Origin of the sequence: Vibrio sp. T20 (genome assembly GCF_007858795.1) — a bacterium.
Lineage (GTDB): Bacteria > Pseudomonadota > Gammaproteobacteria > Enterobacterales > Vibrionaceae > Vibrio > Vibrio satsumensis.
In genome coordinates this window covers 54,234-73,708 of the sequence record NZ_VFEB01000030.1, presented here as the reverse complement: position 1 = coordinate 73,708, position 19,475 = coordinate 54,234, and the positions used below count along the sequence as shown (strand labels likewise).

Below are 19,475 nucleotides of genomic sequence, written 5' to 3'. Positions count from 1 at the left end.
CGTATCTCGTATCTCGTATCTCGTATCTCGTATCTCGTATCTCGTATCTCGTATCTCGTATCTCGTATCTCGTATCTCGTATCTAGTATCTAGTATCTAGTATCTCAAATATCTTTTCTTTCACGCATAAAAAAGAGCACCGAAGTGCCCTTATCAGATTTCCATACTAGCTATTATTGCCATACAGCAGCAAGTGAATTCATTAGACCGCTTGTTGCGCCTTGCGACTGCAGTGCTTGAAGAACGATTGGCGCAAATGTTGAAACCATCGATGAGTCCATTCCTAGACTTGTGAAGGCACTTTCAACCGCACTTTGCGAGTTAAGTAGTGATGATAGTCCAGTTGACTCAAGAGTCGACATGCCAGGAATAAGTGTCGCGAGTTCTTTGTTGTCGGCTGTGCCAAGTGAATTTTGTGCAAGGGCCAACATTGAACCGATGCCGCCAATTGCTTGATCGCTGGTAACAGAAGCTTGGTCAGCGACAGTATCTGCAAGAGGTGTTGTTTCATTCTGTTGAGACCACATATTCACTGCTGCCATTAGTGCAGTTTGTGATAGTTGGGAATAATTGGTATCTGATGATGAACTGGTTTGTTCTGAGTCGCTAGTGCTAGCGCAAGAGACAACAGCAAGGCTGCTTAAAACTGTGATGAGTACTTTCTTCATTATTCGTCCTTAAGTAATAAAGTAATTTACTCTTTCACTATAAACGAAAAACGGCGATGTAGTCACATCGCCGTTGGATTATTTCAATTTTATTTGCCTATAGTATTTTGTTTTACTATAGGATTTTATAAAAATTAAAGAATTGCTAGAAGTTCTACTTCAAATACTAGAGCAGCAAATGGTGGGATTGCAGCACCTGCGCCGCGCTCACCGTATGCTAGATCTTGAGGGATGTATAGCTTCCACTTAGAGCCAACAGGCATCATTTGTAGAGCTTGTACCCAACCTTGAATTACGCCAGTTACTGGGAATTCAGCAGGTTGACCGCGAGATACAGAGCTGTCGAAAACAGTACCGTCAGTTAGTTCACCGTGGTAGTGAACACGTACTTGCTTGTCTGCAGTAGGGATTTCGCCAGTACCTTCAGTTAGTACTTCGTACTGAAGACCAGACTCAAGAACTGTTACTTCTGAACGAAGAGCGTTGTCAGCTAGGAAAGCTTCGCCGTCAGCAGCAGCAGCTTTAGCTAGTTCTTGACGTGCAGCTTCACCACGAGTGTGTAGCTCTTGTAGTGCGTTGTTGATTTCGTCAACTTCGATAGCTGGCATGTCACCAACTAGAGCTGTTGCAATACCAGCAGCGATTGCGTCAACGTTTAGGCCTTCAAGACCAGAACCAGCAAGTTGTTGGCCCATTTGTAGACCGATACCGTAGCTAGCTTTTTGCTCTACAGTTTCAAATTTTACTTCAGACATGAAAAGTCACTCTTTTTGTCAGTACGAAAAGGGTAAGAATACCAGTATTAGCAGCGTGAAGAAACGGCTAGCCCCTGATCACTTACGCTTTACCGTGTCCAAATCACAGCTATGTCAATTTTCTTGCTTTGGTCTCTGTTGTAGCGGAAAGATCTATACTGTTGGTACTTTGGTTTTTATACTGTAGTTATTCAATGTATAGGACGCAGTGGTATGAATCGTCGTCAAAAGAAAAAACAGAAAGTTGACCACTTAGCAGAATTCAAGGATCGACTGAATCAGGTCAAAGAGAAGTTGAGTTCGATCGATATGAAGAAAATGAAAACCTCAACCGTGCAAACTTGGGGGTCATTGCCGAAGTTACACCAAAGACTGTTGATGGTGATTTCTCCGATCGTACTGATATTACTTTTTGTGCCGCTACCAGAACCTAAAGTAGACGCTGCGCCAACAACATCGCGCGTTGAGCTTGAGATAAACACCGTTGGTTTAAGCGAACAGCAAAATGCCAAGAGCAGTTCATCAGAACTGAGTAATAACAATTGGCAGGAGTACCTCGTAAAGCAAGGGGATACGTTAGCACAGGTTTTTCGAAACAACGATTTACCGTTGTCGGACTTGAACGCGCTAGTGCGTATTGAAGGCTCAGACAAACCACTAAGTCAGATTCGTAAAGGCCAACTAGTTCGATTCAAACTTGCCGAGACCGGGCAGCTGGACATTCTTCAGTTAGAAAAAGGCGACACTTCGGTAATGTTCTTCCGTTTATCTGATGGTGGCTTTGGTCGCAGTAAATAGATGAATAGTGGTCCTGAGTTAAAGCATTTCACCAGACATAGATAGACAATAGAAAAGAGCTAAGCATTAGCTCTTTTTTTTGGTCGCTTGAAAGGGGCCAGCGGTAAGATGATCAGCATAATTCCAATAAAGGTTAATGTGTCTGGAATCTCATTGAACCATAGAGCACCGATCAACGCGACAAACACCAACCCTGAATACTCAGCCAAAGCAATTTGGCTAGAGTGTGCTTTTTGATAGGCAGCAACCGCAAGGCCGTTGTAGCTCAATATCAGTGTTGCACTCAGGGCGATGTATCCCAAGTGTTCGACAGATACCGGTTGCCAGTATAGGAAGCACAGTATCAATGATGCAGGAATAGAGAATAATGTTGTCCACCACAGCGTAGTGACGACCGTTTGTTCGCTAGGAAGCTTTCTTACCAATACATTAAATAGTGCGAGGGTAAGTGCTGTGCCTAACGCAAACAGTGCTGCCCAATGAAATTGTGATGGCCTCAATACAATTAATGCACCAATAAAACCTATGGTCGTGGCGATAACCTTGCCGAGTGCCGGTTGCTCTTTCAACAGCAACATAGATAGCGGCAACATTAACAAGGGTGCGACATAAAATACCGCGTTGGCGGTTGCCAAAGACAAGTGAGTGATCGCGACCACCATACATCCACTGCCGATTAGAATTAACTGACCTCGAACGAAGGTGACCTTGGCTTGTTGTAAGCGGCGCTGTGCTTTGTTTTGTTGCAACCACAGAGGGGTAATGAGCAACAGGGATATCAGCTGACGGAAAAAAATATACTGAAGAGGCGGTACTTCGCCGTTCAATAATTTCACGGCTACGTCAGAGAGCGAGGCAAACAGGTTACCTGCAATCAGCAGTAGGATACCGACAGTGATATTCGACATTACTTCTCTAATCTCATGTCTACGTGTGGAATATCATCTTCCAAGTACATATCAGAGATTGTCTTGAATCCATGGCTCGCATAGAAATCTTTTAGGTGCTCTTGTGCACCAATATCAATGGCCGTATTAGGCCAAAGATCCTCACAGCGTGTTAATGCTTCTTTTACTAATTGATGCCCCAAGCCACCACCTCTCGCTGATTGTTTAGTTGCTACTCGGCCGATGCTGGTATTGTCGTAAGAGGTGCCTGGTGGTAATAAGCGTGCACACGCGACCAACTCTTCATCAGAATAGCCAAGCAGGTGCTCAACACCCGCGAGTGTATCTTTACCGTCGAGCTCAGGGTAAGGACAAGTTTGCTCGACAACAAATACATCGACCCTTAATTTAAGTAGTTGATAAAGCTGATGTGTTGAGAGTTCAGAAAAGGGAATTGAGTGCCAAGTGATCATGTTTACATCCAGAGGTTATCGATGTTCTGAATGTACTATGCGCGATGATTGTTGGCATTAACTATTGTTAATTCGGCCTTTAATTCTGCTAAGGCTGATTGCAGTTATTCCTAGGTAAGCGGCAATTTGGTTGTCGTTCAAGCGCTGTTCAAGGTCGGGATAGTGTTCGCAGAACAGCTGATAACGTTGCTCTGGTGTGTAGAGCAGCATGAAGCGTTCTTTGTTTTCCTTATGCATCAGTTGAGTTTCTAATAGCTTTAAATACAAAGGATTATTTGATGTACGCCACTCGATAACCGCATTCATTGGCAGCTCTAACATTGTGATGGGAGTCAGCGTTTCTAATAGGTAAGGAGACGCTTGGTTCTTTATCAAACTCTCGAAGCCAATTATCCAATCTTGTTCCCAGTAGAACTCTTTGCTGTACTGTTTACCGTCATTGGTCAGGTAGCAAGCATGGCACAAGCCTTCAAGCACGAAGTAAATTGATCCTGCCATCTCTCCTTGATTGATAAGGATGTGTCTGGTTGGCAGCTCAAGTGGCTTCGCGACAGCTAGTAGCGATTCAATCTGGCTTTCAGAGAAGTCGAAGCTTTGTAGTTGTTCGATAAAAGAGGTGTGCATGAAAATAACCGATCCCAAATAAGTGCCGAAATCATCGCACTTATTTATGGATAGGTACAGAGTAAGATAAATCAGCGTCGTGCGTGTTGCTGTAGGTAATCTTGAGCAAGTTCTCTGCCCATGTATTTACCCAGAGTCTTCAGCGGTACCTTTTTGAGGTTCACCACAATCAAGCCATCCAAGGCATCATTAAATGATGGGTCAACATTAAAACACACCAGTTTGCCGTTCATCCCTAGGTATTGGCGCAGTAATACCGGTAGGCCTTTTCCTTGTTCCATCCGTGCTAATACTTTTGAAAGTAGGGGGACACTCGCCAGCGACGACAATAGGTGATTCTGCCAGAACACATGACTACTGGTATTAAGCGGTGATGAAGGAGAAACCAGATTCGCTTTTTCTTCATCGTAGTGGTGAATTGATAAGGTGGTCGCGATCAACAGGCGCGCATTGTGGCTGTAATCATTGCTGATACTGACCGGACCAAATAGATGGATGTATTGAGGGTGTTGAGATACAAAGGTCGCGATGCCTTTCCACAATAGTAACAGTGAGTTCAGGCTCTTTTGGTAAGGTTTACTTACTACTGATCGCCCAAGCTCAATGCTGTTTTCTAGAGTATCAATGAATTCTTGGTTGTAGTTAAACAGGCTACGAGAGTAGAGCTGATCAAGTCCGTGCTCTGCGATGAGTTTGTCGACCATACCGAGTCGATACGCGCCGACCAGTTCTGCCTTAGCTTTATTCCACACAAACAGTTGATGGTAGTAAAGGTCGTACTCATCCAAATCACAGGCAAGCCCGCTGCCCTCTCCGACTTCTCTAAAGCTCTCTTCTCTTACTCGACCAATCTCACGCATTAAGTTAGGAATAGATTGGCTTGGCGTGCAGTAGACCTCGAAGCCCCCTTGCTCAAGTAACTTCATCTCTTCCGGAAGAGAATCGACCTCTATTGACAACACTTCTGGTGGAATAGGCGCAATCACTTGGGTATCAAAAGAGGGGGCTTGGATTGGCGTGTTCGGACTATTTTGTTGACTCATTAGGTAGGTATTGAGTCGTAGGTAGTTGACGATATCCATCTCTTTTTCAAACGATTTTATCTCTGAGTATAGAATCGAAGAACCGATAGAAATCGAGATGGTCGAAGCTCGTTTATTAAGAAGTTCACGCCCGAGTAGAGCGGTTCTCAGTAATGGATGAACACGACCTGCTTGATAGAAAAGCTCACTGTTTTTACCATTGATAAAGATAGGCACCGTGGTGGCTTGGTGACGCTTCACGAATTTCGCGACCGACTTGCTCCACTCGATGTCTGTCAGTGTTTTTACCCCTTTACGGTAGCTCGATACTTCACCTGCAGGGAACACGATCAACAGCCCGCCGTCGGCTAAGTGATGATTGGCATCTCGAATGGCTTTAGCATTGGTTCGTTTCGACTCTTTACTATTAAAGACATCAACGCCAATGAAAAGATCATCCAGTTCAGGTAGTCGCTTGAGCAATTCATTCGCCAACACCTTCACATCCTTCCTGACTGATCCTACGAGATCGGCAAGGATCACACCTTCAATGGCGCCAAGTGGGTGGTTCGCCACAATCACGACAGGCCCTTCTTCCGGGATATTCTCTGTGCTTCCTGATGCAACCGAGTAGTCGATATTAAGTGCCGATAGGGTGTAATTCATGAATTCAAAGCTAGATAACTCGTTTTTTCGATCTTGGTAGAGTCGGTCTAGCTTAGATAGCCCAGTTGCCCACTCGACAACAGACTCACCTAAACCAAAAGGCGTGTAACGTGGTAAACGAAAAGGACTATCAATCATAATGAAGCTACCTTATTGACTAAAGTTGTTTAGGAAACCGTCTTGATTCTTGAAATCTTTCACACTTAAAAAAGCACCGCATAACCACACTAGGCATGCCATGCCAAACAATAATCCACCGTCGTAACCGACAATTTCACCCGCAGCATTGAACTCAGGCATTTGAATGCCGAGCGGCGTAAACAGGTGGAAAAATATCGCACCACTCATGATGCCAACGCTCATAATGGCACCCAGGCCGTGCCAACGCGTGAAGAGCAAAATGGCAGCAATCAATTCAGCGAATCCAATCAAGTAGCCGCCAAACGAGCCGAACCAACTGAGCCCTGACCATGTCGCGAGCGTGCCAAAGATATGCTCTGTCTCGTATGAGCCAGTGAACTTAAAGAACAGCGACTGAATAAACACAAGCGCGATAAATGCCGCAGGGATATGTTTGGCTGGAGTGAATGTCATGATTATTCCCTTACTTAATCAGTTGCGGCCAAACTTTATCGGCTTGTTGAATATGCTGTGCTTGGTCTTGCTCCCAACGCAGCTTAATCTCTTGGTCATAGTTGAGGTAAAGCTTGTTATCAACAATCGTCCATTGATGTGGGTCACCCGGTGCAAAGTCACTCTTCGCTGATACTGCCCAAGCGCAATAGCCACCATATTGAGGGGCATATTTTTCAGGATTATTAACAAATAAAGTCAGATTCTTTTCAGAAGAGAAATACCAATCCGCCCCTTTGTACTCGGTGCTGAATTTTTTACTGCCTTCAATGGGCTTACCGGAAGTGAAATACGCGACGGTATCGTAGCCATCGAGCGCCTTACTGCTAAAGAAACCAGTGTAGATTTCATCGGCGGCAAATACGTACGGGCTAACAAGTAGCAGAACCATAGTTAATAGTTTTCTCATGATGGACTCCATCTATAGATTGATTGCGGGTGATAAATCGAAGGTAAAGCGCTGTTGATTTATCTGGCATTGCTTAATGGGTTCACAAGGCGAGCCGGGTGCATAAAACATCGAGGCTTGGCCATGTAGATTATGTAAGTGTGTAAAGCTCACCGTATGTGCGTCTTCACGATGCATACAGGTCGCTAAATGATGCTGTTCGCTATGATGGTGGGAGTGAAATTGAAGTAAGTTATGCTGATTCTTGCCTGTTGTCATAAGTTGATCGTATTTTGCTTGTCGGTAGGCTTGTACTCGCTCTAAATCAACACCGGATGAGAAGAGTGGAGAATCAGTGTTGACGATGTGCTGTTGAATACCATCCCACATGTAGGCGATAACCAAACCATTGTTCTGAGTTAAATTCGGCGCGAAAGCCAACAAGGTAAATGGAGCAAAAGAGTGCAGGTCGAGCAGATGAAATGCTTCAGAGAGCTGACTGATATTACGACTCGATGATAGGTTTTTAAGTAGTAAACCGCGGCTGACCAAAGGCCCAACGGGCACTGTGCCTTGATAGTTATTGAGTAAGCACAGCGAAAGCCCGAACTCGTTAATGCTAATCCAGCTACCACCGCCCGTTGGGTCGAGTGGCATGATGATATCGACGCCGTTAACTCGATATTGTTTAGGTGGTATCGCCAGTGCTCGTGTCTTTTGTTCATCACGATTAAAGAAGACCTGATAGCCATTGTCTTCAAGCAGCCAAGATACTGAACACATGATTATTGCTCCCTCAGATAGCTGCTGGTGGTTGGGGCATAACCAAAGGTGTTGCATGTTTCGACATCAAGAAAGGTCGTGATCACCTTGATCATCGCGTAATGATGATTGGCGTGCAGCGCAGCAAAGGTGACTTCTCTTTCTAGCGTAGAAGGTAGGCTTGCAAACACCTGAACATCCATCGAAACCTCGGTTTGGATCATGATAGGCGCTTCGAGATCTCTGCGGTCTAATCGTTCAAGCCAGTTGATCACGTAATGGATCTCTTTTACTGCGATTGACCTGTCGAATTCGACAGGGTGACCACGGCGACGAGTGTTGTAATCAACGGTCGCGTTCTCTTTTAAAATAAGCGCATGAAAAAGATCGAGCGTGTGGCGAGTATGCTCACCAATAGAGCTTGTGACGTGCGGATTCGCTCGTGTCAGGTAGTCGCTGTCAGATATCGTTAACAAAAACTCTAAACCCTGATTCAATATCTCTACCGCTCCCTTGATACTAGGAGAGAAAGAAGTGAGGGCGCTCGGTTGGGCTATGGGGTTCATTCATTGTCCTCGTACAAAGTTAGTCAGTGGTCGGATATTGTTGAACAAGACGTCGCTCTTCTTGCCACGCAGCGAATAAGCTCTTGAAAGAAGGAGTTTTATGGCCTCGTTGTTTTTGCTGAGCGCCAATATCAAAAAGAATGCGGTATTGCAGAAGTAGCGTAGAAAATATCTCTCGCAGTGGTGTGTTGCGATCCCAGATATGCCCAGCCTCACTGCTTGCGCCATTGACCTCAAGGATCGTGAAATCCTCGCCGTTCATTAAGCTGTGCATGTCCTTGAATTTGACGTCGAGTCGGCCAAAATGAAAACCATCGAAGTCATCGAATATCTCGTCTAAACGTTCAGTTAAAGCCTGAGTAATGTATTGATTGCCATCGCGGAAGATGCAGCCACGGCTATGGCTACCTGCGAACGCGAGTTGGAACTCTTCGCCCTCTGCGAGCACTTGATCCAATCTATCTTGATGTCTTGGCAGATAGAGGTGACTGAGCTGCCCAGCACGCGGGCTATTTTCGATTAACTGTTTGATTGTCGACTTGCCATCACCCATCACCATTGGCGCATATTTGAGTGTGATCGAGATGATCTCGCCTTGCTTTTTGTTTGGGTAACGAACATAGAAAACGCCAGCTTCTGCCTGATAAGGCGCCTTTTCTTGCAGTAGAAAGCGAGCATTATTTGGGAAAGATTCAACATATTGCTCAAGTTGATCTTGTGTGTTGATTAGCTTGACGCCAACGCCTCGACAGCCAAGATCTGGTTTAGCTACAATCGGGAAATCAAGATCTGATTGTATGAGTGCGCTGCGTGCATCTTCAGCTTGTTTCTTACCGCTGAGATCCGTTTTGGTGAGGGTGATAAACGGAGAGATCCAACGCTGACTTGAAGATCCGGCAAGGCTTAATATCTCGTGTTTTGATTCGCCGACCATGCCGCTTAACTTGATGCTTGGGTTGGCAATGAGCGGTAGCGCCCAGTCAAAGTGCCGTAACCCTTGCATCAGGCTTTGAATCACCACTGGTGTGTAGAAGAACCAAGTTGGAAGAAACTCATAAGGAGAGACACTGCGCACGGTATCTTTTTCAAGCAAAGGCATGCCTGCATTGATTTGATGTGCGGGAATGATGCGAATATCTTGCGGTGAACTCATGATAATCCTCTAGAGTAGGTTTTATTCATTAATCGATTACCGATAAACAGTAAAGCGATGGCACACGGGATGATGATCCATTGATATTCAGAGGCTTGCAGCCACGCTGATGTCCCTAAATAGTAGATGGCAGAGAAGACAATGCCAGTCCAGATCGCAGTGGCACTAATAACGGCAAACAAGAAAGTAGGCAGTGGGATTGCGAAAAAGCCACTTAAGGTAAAGCCGACGGTACGAAGCCCTGGAATAAAGCGGATGACAAAAAGACTGCTGAAAGCGTTTTGACGTAATTTAGTGCGAAGTGCACGAAAGTATCGGTTGGTGAGGGCTTTGTAACGAACGCCTCGGAAATAATTTCCTGATTTACCTAGGTAATAGAGACCGAGATCACCTGTGGCAATGCCGATGAAAATGGCAAGCAACGCATATTGAGGAAGAATCAGTCCTTGTGTTGCTAAACCTGCCGCCGTAACAATCGCAAGATCTTCAAGCAGGTAAGAAAGCGCGATAATGCCAAGCATCAGCCATAGCAGCGACTCCTCTCCTGAGTGTAACCATGCTTGAATGCTCTCGACGGTGCTCATCAAATGTCCTTATCTATCCTATAGATGAATGCCTTAATAGCTATTCATTGAGTGTGGTAAATTAAATAGACAGGAAGAGCCGAGAAAAACTTACAACGAATTGCAGCTTTTTTAATCTGGTTGGGCGCCGTTGGGTATCAACTTAGTATGTTTCGATGAGGGAACGCGATAAGAGGCTGTGATTTTAAAAGCAGTTTGAGAGTGACGAATTATTAGAGGTTCATAAATAATCTATCTGCTATTCAATTGCTTAAGTTGTTTGAAAACAAAAAGGCTGAGTCGTGAGACTCAGCCTTTAGAATGTTAACTATTAATTACTTGGGTAATCTATTTAGTTAGGTCAATCTGGTAAACAGCGAAACCAACATCGTCAGTCGCAACACGTTTCATCGGGTATTGACCCTTCTCTTTGATGAACTCTGCTGCTTTCTCGCTTGGCGATGTTTCAAAGCGGATATCTAGCTTTTTATCTGTTTTGATTGGCGCAAATGACCAGTTGTTATCAGCAGTTGGGCTTACTTGACCTTGCTCTTTGCTTACGCGAGAGATGTAGTTTGCAAGAACAGTACGGTTCTCATCTGGTGCATCAAATGCGATGAAATCTTCACCTGTACCTGGGAACTTAGCACTGTATGCACGGTAGTTGTTGGTTGCGATCAGGAAGTCTTGCTTCATGTCGATTGGCTTACCTTGGTAAGTTAGACCAACAATACGCTGTGAGTCAGGGTTAACCACTTTACAGTTTGCATCGTATTTCGCAGGTTGAGTTACGTCGATTTGGTAATCAACACCGTCGATAACATCGAAGTTGTAAGTACGGAAGTTATCCCACTCGATCAGCTGTTGTGGTGCAGTTGAGTTCACGTCGATCTGGTTGAATTGACCAGCAGAGCACTCAAGCCACTCTTTTACTTCGTGACCTGTTACCTTCATCGCCACTAGAGTGTTCGGGTAAAGGTACAAGTCAGCTGCGTTACGAAATGTCAGTTGACCAGATTCAACTTCAGTGAAGTTAGCTGGGTCATTCTTACGACCGCCCGCTTTGAATGGTGCAGCTGCTGAAAGTACTGGCGTACCATCTAGGTCAGGATCGCCTTGGATGAACTGCTCAACGTAATCTTTTTGTGCAAGGTTAACAATTTGTACTGTTGGATCGTCTTGTACTAGAGATAGGAAGCTGTACATCACATCGTCTGCTTTACCAATTGGTTGGTTAACAAACTCACGCGTACCTGCGTGGTCTTTTTCTAGTGCTGTTACGATGCCTTCATCAGCTGCAGCAAGCGATTTTTTCTCAACCTTGTCGTAAATAGGGCGTGCTTCTGATTGGCCTTTAACCACTTCCCACTTACCGTCTTTTTGTGCAAGTGTTAAGTCCATAACACCCACGTGGCTACCCCAACGACCTGGCATGACTGCCGCAACACCGTTCATGGTGCCATTTTCGTTATCAACACCTTGGATGTTGTCGAATCCTTTACCTGGGAATACCGCGTGAGAGTGACCGAATGCGATAGCATCAATGCCTTCTACTTCAGAAAGGTAAAGCGTAGAGTTTTCTTCGCCAGCTTTGTATGGGTCTTGAGACACGCCAGAGTGAGGGATTGCAACGATAACGTCTGCACCTTCAGCCTTCATTTGAGGCACTAACTCGTTAGCGGTTTCAATGATGTCACGAGCAGTAACTTTACCTTCAAGGTTCTTCTTATCCCACGTCATGATTTGTGGTGGAACGAAACCGATGTAACCCACTTTGATCTCATGTTCTACGCCAGCTGTATCTTCAAACGTGTGTGTCTTGATGATGTAAGGCGTGAAGTAGTGCTCTTTGGTTTCTGCGTCGTAAACGTTAGCACTGATGTATGGGAAATCAGCGTCGTTGATAGACTCTTCTAGGAACTCAAGACCGTAGTTGAATTCGTGATTACCGATGTTTGCTGCGTCATAGCTTAGTTGGTTCATTGCTTTGTATGCAGGGTGAACTTCACCTGCAACGATGCCTTTGTCTGCCATGTAGTCACCCATTGGGCTACCTTGCAGCAAGTCACCGTTATCAACTAATACGCTGTTGGTTACTTCGTTTTGAGCTTCTTTTACTAAAGTTGCAGTACGTGCTAAGCCGATTTTTTTCGATGGCTTGTCTTTGTAGTAATCGTAATCCATTAGGTTGGTATGGATGTCCGTTGTCTCTACGACACGTAGTTTAATCACTTCATCGGTATCTGGTGTTGTTGTACAGCCTGCTAGAGTCAAACCAAGACCCGCAAGTACAGCCAATGACAAAGGTTTCATTGCAACTTTCATTTTGTAGCTCCAAAGTGGATAGTAGAAAATTCGTTGCGTAATGTAACAAAATGGAATGAAACAATGATTACAACGAATGTTAATTCGTGACTTAGATCGATTACTTTATGGTGTTCTGCAAGACGCCTCCCAAAGCTGCTCAATCGATGCGCAATTGGTATCAATTATATTAGTCCATTCATTTCACTTGCTTATCGATAAATTCAATCCCTTATCAGCTTTTCGAATAAAAAATGAAATTTTAGAATTTCCAGTAATATGAGAGGCTCGTCATAATGCCTATATCAAGGACGTATCAGGCAGATGAATAGCAAGGATAGCTCAACACGAAGCTTCTGTTTTCTTCTAGTGCCAATACTCCCATTCACTCAAGTGGATGAGTTAAATCCCATGCTTGGCAAGACCAAGTAATGAATTGCTCGTAACGCGAGCCTTAAAGGAAGCACTGAAATGGACCAAGAACGTTTAACCCACTTAAAACAGCTCGAAGCGGAAAGTATTCATATTATCCGTGAAGTGGCGGCTGAGTTTGATAACCCAGTGATGATGTACTCCATCGGTAAAGATTCTTCTGTGATGCTTCATTTAGCTCGCAAAGCGTTTTACCCAGGCAAGATTCCATTCCCATTATTACACGTTGATACGGATTGGAAATTCCGCGAGATGATTGAGTTTCGTGACCGCACAGCAGAAAAGTATGGTTTTGACCTTTTAGTACATAAGAACCCTGAAGGTATCGAGATGGGTTGTAGCCCATTCGTACATGGTTCTTCGAAGCACACTGACATCATGAAAACACAGGGCCTTAAGCAGGCGTTAAACAAGTATGGGTTCGATGCGGCTTTTGGTGGTGCGCGTCGTGATGAAGAAAAGTCTCGTGCGAAAGAACGTGTTTATTCTTTCCGTGATAAGAACCATACGTGGGATCCAAAAAACCAGCGTCCAGAGCTTTGGCACACCTACAACGGTCAGGTTAATAAGGGCGAAAGCATTCGTGTATTCCCGCTATCTAATTGGACTGAGCTCGATATTTGGCAATACATCTATCTAGAGAGTATCGATATCGTTCCACTTTACCTTTCTGATAAACGCCCAGTTGTTGAGCGTGATGGCATGCTGATCATGGTTGATGATGAGCGAATGGAGCTGCAAGAAGGTGAAGTAATTGAAGAGAAAAGCGTTCGTTTTCGTACTTTAGGCTGTTACCCACTAACCGGAGCGGTTGAATCTGAGGCGAATACGCTAACAGGCATTATTGAAGAGATGCTGGTGGCGACGTCTAGTGAGCGTCAAGGTCGAGCGATTGACCATGATCAGTCGGGCTCTATGGAGCTGAAAAAGCGCCAAGGTTATTTCTAAGAATCTAAGGAAAGAAAAATGAATAGTGCAGTAGAAGCCGAATTGGCTGAACTAGGGATTGAAGGTTATCTAAGTCAGCATCAGCATAAATCTATGCTTAGATTTTTAACTTGTGGCTCAGTCGATGATGGTAAAAGTACGCTAATCGGTCGCTTGCTCCATGATACAAAACAGATTTATGAAGATCAGCTAGCAGCCGTTCACTCGGATAGCCAACGAGTGGGTACGACAGGTGAGAAACCTGATTTGGCACTGCTTGTTGATGGCCTGCAGGCTGAACGTGAGCAAGGAATTACGATCGATGTGGCTTACCGTTACTTCTCGACTCAAAAACGTAAGTTCATTATTGCTGATACTCCAGGGCATGAGCAGTACACGCGCAACATGGCAACAGGTGCTTCAACGTGTGATCTAGCGGTGATCTTAATTGATGCTCGTAAGGGCGTTCTGGATCAAACACGTCGTCACTCGTTTATTTCTAACCTGCTTGGTTTGAAGCATTTCATCGTTGCAGTCAACAAGATGGATCTCGTGGATTACGCACAAGATCGTTTTGAAGAAATTCGCGATGAATACCTAGAGTTTGCTGAAAACCTAGAAGGCGAAACTAACATTCAGATCTTGCCAGTTTCAGCGCTTGAAGGCATCAATGTTGCTGCACCAAGTAAAGAACTAGCATGGTTCGAAGGCCCATCTCTATTAGAAGTGTTAGAGAATGTCGACATCGATCAAAAACGTTCTGCAGGTGAATTCCGATTCCCAGTGCAGTACGTAAACCGCCCTAACTTAGACTTCCGCGGTTTTGCAGGCACTGTGGCTTCTGGTCGTGTCAGCGTAGGTGATGAAATAAAGGCGTTGCCTTCAGGTAAAACCTCTAAGGTGGCAAGCATTGTGACCTTTGATGGTGAACTTGAATCAGCACAAGCGGGCTTGGCGGTAACGCTGACTCTTGAAGATGAGATCGATATCAGTCGTGGCGATTTGATTGTGCTGGAAAACGCTCAGATTGAATCTACTAACCACGTATTGGCCGACATCGTGTGGATGACAGAGCAACCGTTGCAACCGGGCAAAGCTTACGACATCAAGATCGCAGGCAAGAAAACCGTCGGTCAGGTTGAAACGGTTCGTCACCAATATGACATCAACAACCTGTCGACTCACGCTGTCGATGAGTTGCCACTGAATGGCATTGGCTTGTGTGAATGGTCACTGAACGAGACTGTCGCGCTGGATAAATACCGTGAGAGTGCTGATACCGGTGGTTTCATCGTTATCGACCGACTAACCAACGTGACGGTTGGTGCGGGTTTGATTCGAGACCGTTTGGACTCTGTTGAACAGCAAGTCGGTAACTTCTCTGCATTTGAACTTGAGTTCAACGCATTGGTTCGCAAACATTTCCCTCATTGGGATGCCAAAGATTTAAGCCAACTACTGAAGTCATAAACGACCAAGTAACAGCTTATTGAATCAGGCGGAAACCGATCGTTTCCGCCATAAAGGACGGGTATATGTGGCAACAAGGATTTGTATTAGCGATTTTGCTCGGCATCATTACTTGCCTGCTCGTTACCCGTATTAAGCCAAGCTTTATCTTTGCTGGCGCGGCGTTTATTGCTTTTATGGCTGGTTTGATCGACTTGTCGAGCTTAGCCAATAATTTCACTAACTCCTCATTACTGACTTTAATTCTTCTGATCCTCGCATCAAGTGCATTGGAGAAAACTCGCTTAATCAGCTGGGTTAGCCGCAATATCTCTGAAGGTAGGCTAGGTACTGTGGTTGCGAAGTTAGGTATTTCCACAGCGTTACTTTCTTCTTTTACTAATAATACGGCGGTGGTTGTTTCTTTGATCGGAGCGATCAAACGTAATCAGCAGCACGCGCCATCTAAATTACTTATCCCTTTGTCATACGCTGCCATTTTAGGTGGAACCCTGACATTGATCGGCACCTCTACCAACTTGATCATCAATAGCTTTGTTGAAGATGCGGGTTTGCCAAGCTTAAACTTTTTCACACCTACCTTGATCGGTTTAGCGGTTTTGGTCGGTGGCGTATTGATCCTTATCCCTCTGAGCTATTTCTTACCCAGCTACGATGATGGGTCGCAGGACGATCTGCCTTACTTCTTAGAAGCAAGAGTGGAGCCGGGCTCACCGCTAGTTGGCCGTAGTGTAAGTGAGAATAACCTTCGAGCATTGAGAAAACTGTTCTTAGCAGAAGTGATTCGCGACGGTAAGACCACGGCATCGATTGACCCTGATTTTATTCTTCAAGCTCGTGATCGATTGCTGTTTTGTGGCGATGTCGAGAGTGTGGCGACACTACAAGAAATTCAAGGTTTAACCCTGTTTGGTCAGCATCATTTGAATGGTCAGAGTTTTGTTGAAGTTGTAGTGAGCTCATCGGCAAGCTTCTGTAATAAAACATTAAAAACCAGTCAGTTTAGAGACCGTTTCGATGCGGTTGTGGTTGCTATTCGTCGTGGCCATGAACGCCTTGAAGGTGGTCTTGGAAACATCATATTGACCGCTGGTGATACTTTGATTTTGGTTCCCGGCAAACGCTTTGAAGAGCAGCGTCAGCAACACAACAAAGAGTTTGTGTTGATGAATGACTTAGATTCGAGTGCCAAGCTTGATGCAGATAAGTCGACGTTCGTGTTGCTTGGTTTTGCCAGTGTGATTGGCCTCGCTCTGGTTGACGCAGTGCCAATTATCAAAGGCTTAGCTGGTTTTCTACTGTTGCTGGTGGCATTTGGCGTGGTACAGCTGGGTGAGCTCCGCCGCCGTTTCCCAGTCGATATTGTGGTGATCGTGGGGTCTGCACTTTCTATTGCCCAACTGATGATTTCATCGGGTTTGTCTGAGCGCATGGGGCTGATGTTCATGGAGGCATTTAATGGTTGGGGCGTATTCGGTGCGTTAGTTGCGACCTACTTTATGACCTTGGTTCTGACTGAGCTGGTGACCAATAATGCGGCCGCAGCACTCTCATTTCCGATTGGCTACAGTATGGCAGTAGGCTATGGAGTTGACCCTATGCCGTTCATTATGGCGGTACTGTTTGGTGCCAGTGCCAGTTTTATCTCTCCATACGGCTACCAAACTAACTTACTTGTTTATAGCGTAGGTAATTACCATTTAACGGATTATCTACGTATTGGTATTCCAATCTCGATTGTTTATTCGGGTTTGGTATTGACCCTAATTCCTTATTTTTTCCCATTTTAATGCTGTTTATTTAAAGGACTAATTATGACCGCAGTACTCAAACCTAAAGATGAGAATGTTGTGTGGCATCAACACTCGATTGATAAAACATTTCGCGCGGATCTGAAATCACAAAAGCCAGCCGTGCTCTGGTTCACGGGGTTGTCTGGTTCTGGTAAATCGACAGTCGCTGGAGCATTAGAAAATCGCTTGGCACAGCTTGGTTACCATACTTACTTATTGGATGGTGACAATGTGCGTCATGGCTTATGTAGCGACCTTGGCTTCTCTGAACAAGATCGTCGAGAGAATATTCGTCGTATTGGCGAGCTTGCTAAATTGATGGCAGATGCAGGCTTAATTGTGCTGTCTGCTTTTATTTCTCCACATCAAGCGGAACGACAACTTGTGCGAGATTTATTACCTGAAGGCGAGTTTCTTGAGGTGTTCGTTAATACGCCATTAGAGGTTTGCGAACAGCGTGACCCTAAAGGTTTGTATAAGAAAGCACGTGCGGGAGAAATTCTTAACTTCACAGGGATTAGTTCGACTTACGAAGCGCCAGAGAACCCTGAGATTGATCTACCAGCAGGAGAGAAGACGATCGATGAATTGGTAGAGTTGTGTATTGATGCGTTGGAGAAGCGAAATATTTTAGCCAATTGAGATCGTTGGTATGACTAAGGCTGCCAACTTGCTTATCGTTTTATTCATGACTGATAAGTAGTGCAGCCTTGGTTTACCGAGACAAGAAACCTACCTTTTAGATTCTCTTTATTCTTCTCAATACACTTCACTTTTTACACCGTCTATTTTTTACACCGTCGATTGTCTAGACGGTGTAATTCACGCTGCTTTTTACTTCTGTCTGAACCGTGAATTTTTGGCTTAATAGCGCAATCAATTGGTCGTAATACTGCGTGTTTGGCTTGTTGCCAAGTAAGGTACAAAGCTCATTACCTGTTGGGCTGAATCGGTAGTAAACCAGCTTCACCCCTTTTGATAACGGTGCCAGTGACATACTCTTACCTTGATAGGTTAGGTGCAGAGCTGGATCGAAATCAATTTCTCCAGACTCTAACTCAGTGCCCAGAATGATACCGAGTTCAATCAAATGGAGCAGACTAGAGTAGGGAAGGTTATGCCCACCAAGGTTGATGGTGTTGGTGGTGTCCCTTTTGCCAAAACTAAATAGTCCTGCGTGAGATTTGAAGCCGAGTAAGAGCTTTCTGCTGTTATCGCTACCAAAGCTACAACCCAGTGATGCAGCTCTTTGTAGGGTCAGTGCTTCCTTTGGCGTCATGTCTTTTAAGATCTGAAGCGCCTTCATCGACGTCGAGCCTGGGTTAGTGACCTCTCGTTTCAGTACTTGAGCCCATAGCCTTTGCATCGATGTATTGTGGATCTCTTGTGCCATATCGAAAAAGCGGTACAGCCAGTCCTGATCCGGGTCTCCAGCCGCTTCATCCTTACATGAAGAGTGCGCCAACTTTAGAATCTGTTCTAGGTTCTTTTGGCGAAGCTCTCTACGTTTTTTCTCTCGCAATAGTGCCCGTTCGATAAGGGTACTCTCACCTCTATCGTTTGGCTTTGCATTGTGACTAATTAAAGAATCGAGGCCGAAGCTTTGTGCGATGTGCAGCATTCTGCTGGCACTGTCGGCAATATGAGGCTTTTTCTCATGCTTGTGCTGTGTATCGCTAGCATGCTCGATGATCACTGGCTGTTTGGTTTCTGACATAAGAGTACCCTAAGGAAACGACTTAACTGTCTAAAATGTAACTCTTTATCTTATTGGTGGCTAGATTTTGCGTGCAGAGTTGAAGGTTTCAACAAAATTTTACTGTTGCTAATGATAATAAAATGTTAAATTTGTTGTGGTTCTCAAGGAGGAGTTATGAATCAAGTCAATGATAACAAGCTGAAGAAACAGCTTTGTATAGGGTTATTACTCGCGACTTATGTCGCTGTGCTAGCTTACTTATCTAATTACATTGCGTAATTCAGAAGAAAATTATCGTTATTAAACTGTTATTGAATGATATCACTCGTTCAGTGACGGCAGCTCATCCTTGAGCCACCCTTCTAATGACTACATGTCGTCATATTCTTCAATCGCAGTACCTTCAATAAGATAACCGGTTTGCGCTAAGTCATGGCTGATCGACTCAGTTTTCAGCGTACCGACTAAATAAATCACATCCCATAACTGCTGTATTGGTGCACCTTTCGGGAACTTCACGTAGATGATTTGGTTCGGTGGTGGCGGTGGTACGTGGATACATGCGCCAAAGTAGGGTACTAGCAGAAACTCAGTGATCATATTCTCATCACCTTCCAATGGAATCACAAAACCAGGAATCTTTACTGTGCTGCCATTCAGTTCTGGGCGAACAGCACCAAGTGTCGATTGTTGAGGTTTGTCCATACTATTGTGGTCAACCATCGGCATGCCAAATGAATCTAGTTGAGCACGCTCTGATTCTGGAATCAAATCAATCCAATCAAGTGTTAACACCGATTCGTCGTTCTGAGTGGTTTCAGCGTGAGCTGTGCTGATAAATGGGAACAGAAGTAGCCCAAATATCAGGAGGAATTTGCGTTGCATCGTAGGT

General features: G+C 44.8%; 20 protein-coding genes. 5 read left to right on the top strand and 15 right to left on the bottom strand.

The genetic code is table 11. The annotated features are described in order from the left end of the window. Window positions 1–173: 173 nt before the first annotated feature. Window positions 174–668, bottom strand: a complete 495-nt coding sequence (locus tag FTW16_RS01860; protein WP_146489850.1) for a DUF2780 domain-containing protein — start codon at window positions 666–668, stop codon at window positions 174–176. Between the two features lie 134 nt (window positions 669–802). Next, window positions 803–1,423, bottom strand: a complete 621-nt coding sequence (locus FTW16_RS01855; protein ID WP_008220519.1) for an FKBP-type peptidyl-prolyl cis-trans isomerase — start codon at window positions 1,421–1,423, stop codon at window positions 803–805. 213 nt (window positions 1,424–1,636) lie between these two features. On the opposite strand from FTW16_RS01855, the gene FTW16_RS01850 reads away from it, so the two are divergent. Next, window positions 1,637–2,221 (top strand): LysM-like peptidoglycan-binding domain-containing protein, encoded by a 585-nt coding sequence (locus FTW16_RS01850; RefSeq protein ID WP_146489849.1) that lies wholly within the window; start codon window positions 1,637–1,639, stop codon window positions 2,219–2,221. A gap of 59 nt (window positions 2,222–2,280) precedes the next feature. Here the strand turns inward: FTW16_RS01850 and FTW16_RS01845 are convergent, their stop codons facing one another. From FTW16_RS01845 to FTW16_RS01795, 11 genes are all read right to left on the bottom strand, one after another. After that, on the bottom strand, window positions 2,281–3,129 hold the full coding sequence (locus FTW16_RS01845; protein ID WP_146489848.1) for a DMT family transporter: 849 nt from the start codon (window positions 3,127–3,129) through the stop codon (window positions 2,281–2,283). Next, window positions 3,129–3,581 (bottom strand): GNAT family N-acetyltransferase, encoded by a 453-nt coding sequence (locus FTW16_RS01840; RefSeq protein WP_146489847.1) that lies wholly within the window; start codon window positions 3,579–3,581, stop codon window positions 3,129–3,131. The genes FTW16_RS01845 and FTW16_RS01840 overlap by 1 nt, the downstream gene beginning before the upstream one ends. A gap of 57 nt (window positions 3,582–3,638) precedes the next feature. Further along, the gene (locus tag FTW16_RS01835) at window positions 3,639–4,205 is read right to left on the bottom strand and encodes a Crp/Fnr family transcriptional regulator (protein WP_146489846.1); all 567 of its coding nucleotides are present in this window, start codon (window positions 4,203–4,205) and stop codon (window positions 3,639–3,641) included. 71 nt (window positions 4,206–4,276) lie between these two features. After that, window positions 4,277–6,031 carry a lysophospholipid acyltransferase family protein gene (locus FTW16_RS01830; RefSeq protein ID WP_146489845.1) on the bottom strand — a complete coding sequence of 585 codons (1,755 nt, stop codon included), beginning with the start codon at window positions 6,029–6,031 and terminating at the stop codon, window positions 4,277–4,279. Window positions 6,032–6,043: 12 nt separating this feature from the next. After that, complete coding sequence (locus FTW16_RS01825; protein ID WP_146489844.1) at window positions 6,044–6,487, bottom strand: hypothetical protein; 444 nt, start codon at window positions 6,485–6,487, stop codon at window positions 6,044–6,046. 10 nt (window positions 6,488–6,497) lie between these two features. Further along, window positions 6,498–6,935 carry a YHS domain-containing (seleno)protein gene (locus FTW16_RS01820; RefSeq protein ID WP_146489843.1) on the bottom strand — a complete coding sequence of 146 codons (438 nt, stop codon included), beginning with the start codon at window positions 6,933–6,935 and terminating at the stop codon, window positions 6,498–6,500. A 12-nt stretch (window positions 6,936–6,947) separates the two neighbouring features. Next, window positions 6,948–7,697: an NRDE family protein gene (locus FTW16_RS01815; protein ID WP_146489842.1), complete on the bottom strand. Its 750-nt coding sequence runs from the start codon at window positions 7,695–7,697 to the stop codon at window positions 6,948–6,950. A gap of 2 nt (window positions 7,698–7,699) precedes the next feature. Beyond that, window positions 7,700–8,242, bottom strand: coding sequence for a DinB family protein (locus FTW16_RS01810; RefSeq protein WP_146489841.1), 543 nt, complete (start codon window positions 8,240–8,242; stop codon window positions 7,700–7,702). A 19-nt stretch (window positions 8,243–8,261) separates the two neighbouring features. Then, the gene (locus FTW16_RS01805; protein ID WP_146489840.1) at window positions 8,262–9,395 is read right to left on the bottom strand and encodes an ATP-grasp domain-containing protein; all 1,134 of its coding nucleotides are present in this window, start codon (window positions 9,393–9,395) and stop codon (window positions 8,262–8,264) included. Next, the gene (locus FTW16_RS01800) at window positions 9,392–9,979 is read right to left on the bottom strand and encodes a DedA family protein (RefSeq protein ID WP_146489839.1); all 588 of its coding nucleotides are present in this window, start codon (window positions 9,977–9,979) and stop codon (window positions 9,392–9,394) included. Before FTW16_RS01800 ends, FTW16_RS01805 begins: the two co-directional genes overlap by 4 nt. A 327-nt stretch (window positions 9,980–10,306) precedes the next feature. Beyond that, on the bottom strand, window positions 10,307–12,283 hold the full coding sequence (locus tag FTW16_RS01795) for a bifunctional 2',3'-cyclic-nucleotide 2'-phosphodiesterase/3'-nucleotidase (RefSeq protein WP_146489838.1): 1,977 nt from the start codon (window positions 12,281–12,283) through the stop codon (window positions 10,307–10,309). 414 nt (window positions 12,284–12,697) lie between these two features. Between FTW16_RS01795 and cysD the strand changes: the two genes are divergently transcribed. The 4 genes from cysD (at window position 12,698) to cysC (ending at window position 17,526) form a co-directional block, all read left to right on the top strand. Continuing rightward, window positions 12,698–13,642 (top strand): sulfate adenylyltransferase subunit CysD, encoded by a 945-nt coding sequence (gene cysD / locus FTW16_RS01790; RefSeq protein WP_261383389.1) that lies wholly within the window; start codon window positions 12,698–12,700, stop codon window positions 13,640–13,642. Window positions 13,643–13,660: 18 nt separating this feature from the next. Then, entirely contained in the window at window positions 13,661–15,091 is a 1,431-nt protein-coding gene (cysN, locus tag FTW16_RS01785) for a sulfate adenylyltransferase subunit CysN (RefSeq protein WP_146489836.1), read from the top strand. A gap of 65 nt (window positions 15,092–15,156) precedes the next feature. After that, on the top strand, window positions 15,157–16,881 hold the full coding sequence (locus FTW16_RS01780; protein WP_146489835.1) for an SLC13 family permease: 1,725 nt from the start codon (window positions 15,157–15,159) through the stop codon (window positions 16,879–16,881). Between the two features lie 24 nt (window positions 16,882–16,905). After that, window positions 16,906–17,526 (top strand): adenylyl-sulfate kinase, encoded by a 621-nt coding sequence (cysC, locus tag FTW16_RS01775; protein ID WP_146489834.1) that lies wholly within the window; start codon window positions 16,906–16,908, stop codon window positions 17,524–17,526. A 166-nt stretch (window positions 17,527–17,692) separates the two neighbouring features. On the opposite strand, the gene FTW16_RS01770 is transcribed toward cysC, so the two are convergent. Next, window positions 17,693–18,601, bottom strand: a complete 909-nt coding sequence (locus FTW16_RS01770; protein WP_146489833.1) for a TIGR03899 family protein — start codon at window positions 18,599–18,601, stop codon at window positions 17,693–17,695. A gap of 351 nt (window positions 18,602–18,952) precedes the next feature. Continuing rightward, complete coding sequence (locus FTW16_RS01765; protein ID WP_061019147.1) at window positions 18,953–19,468, bottom strand: DUF3299 domain-containing protein; 516 nt, start codon at window positions 19,466–19,468, stop codon at window positions 18,953–18,955. Window positions 19,469–19,475 lie beyond the last annotated feature (7 nt).

Excerpts from the sequence above, each read along its gene's own strand:
- FTW16_RS01780 (WP_146489835.1), top strand. The coding sequence starts at position 15,157 with ATGTGGCAACAAGGATTTGTATTAGCGATTTTGCTCGGCATCATTACT.
- FTW16_RS01805 (WP_146489840.1), bottom strand. The coding sequence starts at position 9,395 with ATGAGTTCACCGCAAGATATTCGCATCATTCCCGCACATCAAATCAAT.
- FTW16_RS01765 (WP_061019147.1), bottom strand. The coding sequence starts at position 19,468 with ATGCAACGCAAATTCCTCCTGATATTTGGGCTACTTCTGTTCCCATTT.
- FTW16_RS01860 (WP_146489850.1), bottom strand. The coding sequence starts at position 668 with ATGAAGAAAGTACTCATCACAGTTTTAAGCAGCCTTGCTGTTGTCTCT.
- FTW16_RS01855 (WP_008220519.1), bottom strand. The coding sequence starts at position 1,423 with ATGTCTGAAGTAAAATTTGAAACTGTAGAGCAAAAAGCTAGCTACGGT.
- cysC (WP_146489834.1), top strand. The coding sequence starts at position 16,906 with ATGACCGCAGTACTCAAACCTAAAGATGAGAATGTTGTGTGGCATCAA.
- FTW16_RS01815 (WP_146489842.1), bottom strand. The coding sequence starts at position 7,697 with ATGTGTTCAGTATCTTGGCTGCTTGAAGACAATGGCTATCAGGTCTTC.
- FTW16_RS01825 (WP_146489844.1), bottom strand. The coding sequence starts at position 6,487 with ATGACATTCACTCCAGCCAAACATATCCCTGCGGCATTTATCGCGCTT.
- FTW16_RS01810 (WP_146489841.1), bottom strand. The coding sequence starts at position 8,242 with ATGAACCCCATAGCCCAACCGAGCGCCCTCACTTCTTTCTCTCCTAGT.
- FTW16_RS01835 (WP_146489846.1), bottom strand. The coding sequence starts at position 4,205 with ATGCACACCTCTTTTATCGAACAACTACAAAGCTTCGACTTCTCTGAA.
- FTW16_RS01840 (WP_146489847.1), bottom strand. The coding sequence starts at position 3,581 with ATGATCACTTGGCACTCAATTCCCTTTTCTGAACTCTCAACACATCAG.
- FTW16_RS01820 (WP_146489843.1), bottom strand. The coding sequence starts at position 6,935 with ATGAGAAAACTATTAACTATGGTTCTGCTACTTGTTAGCCCGTACGTA.
- FTW16_RS01830 (WP_146489845.1), bottom strand. The coding sequence starts at position 6,031 with ATGATTGATAGTCCTTTTCGTTTACCACGTTACACGCCTTTTGGTTTA.
- FTW16_RS01770 (WP_146489833.1), bottom strand. The coding sequence starts at position 18,601 with ATGTCAGAAACCAAACAGCCAGTGATCATCGAGCATGCTAGCGATACA.
- cysN (WP_146489836.1), top strand. The coding sequence starts at position 13,661 with ATGAATAGTGCAGTAGAAGCCGAATTGGCTGAACTAGGGATTGAAGGT.
- FTW16_RS01845 (WP_146489848.1), bottom strand. The coding sequence starts at position 3,129 with ATGTCGAATATCACTGTCGGTATCCTACTGCTGATTGCAGGTAACCTG.
- FTW16_RS01795 (WP_146489838.1), bottom strand. The coding sequence starts at position 12,283 with ATGAAAGTTGCAATGAAACCTTTGTCATTGGCTGTACTTGCGGGTCTT.
- FTW16_RS01800 (WP_146489839.1), bottom strand. The coding sequence starts at position 9,979 with ATGAGCACCGTCGAGAGCATTCAAGCATGGTTACACTCAGGAGAGGAG.
- FTW16_RS01850 (WP_146489849.1), top strand. The coding sequence starts at position 1,637 with ATGAATCGTCGTCAAAAGAAAAAACAGAAAGTTGACCACTTAGCAGAA.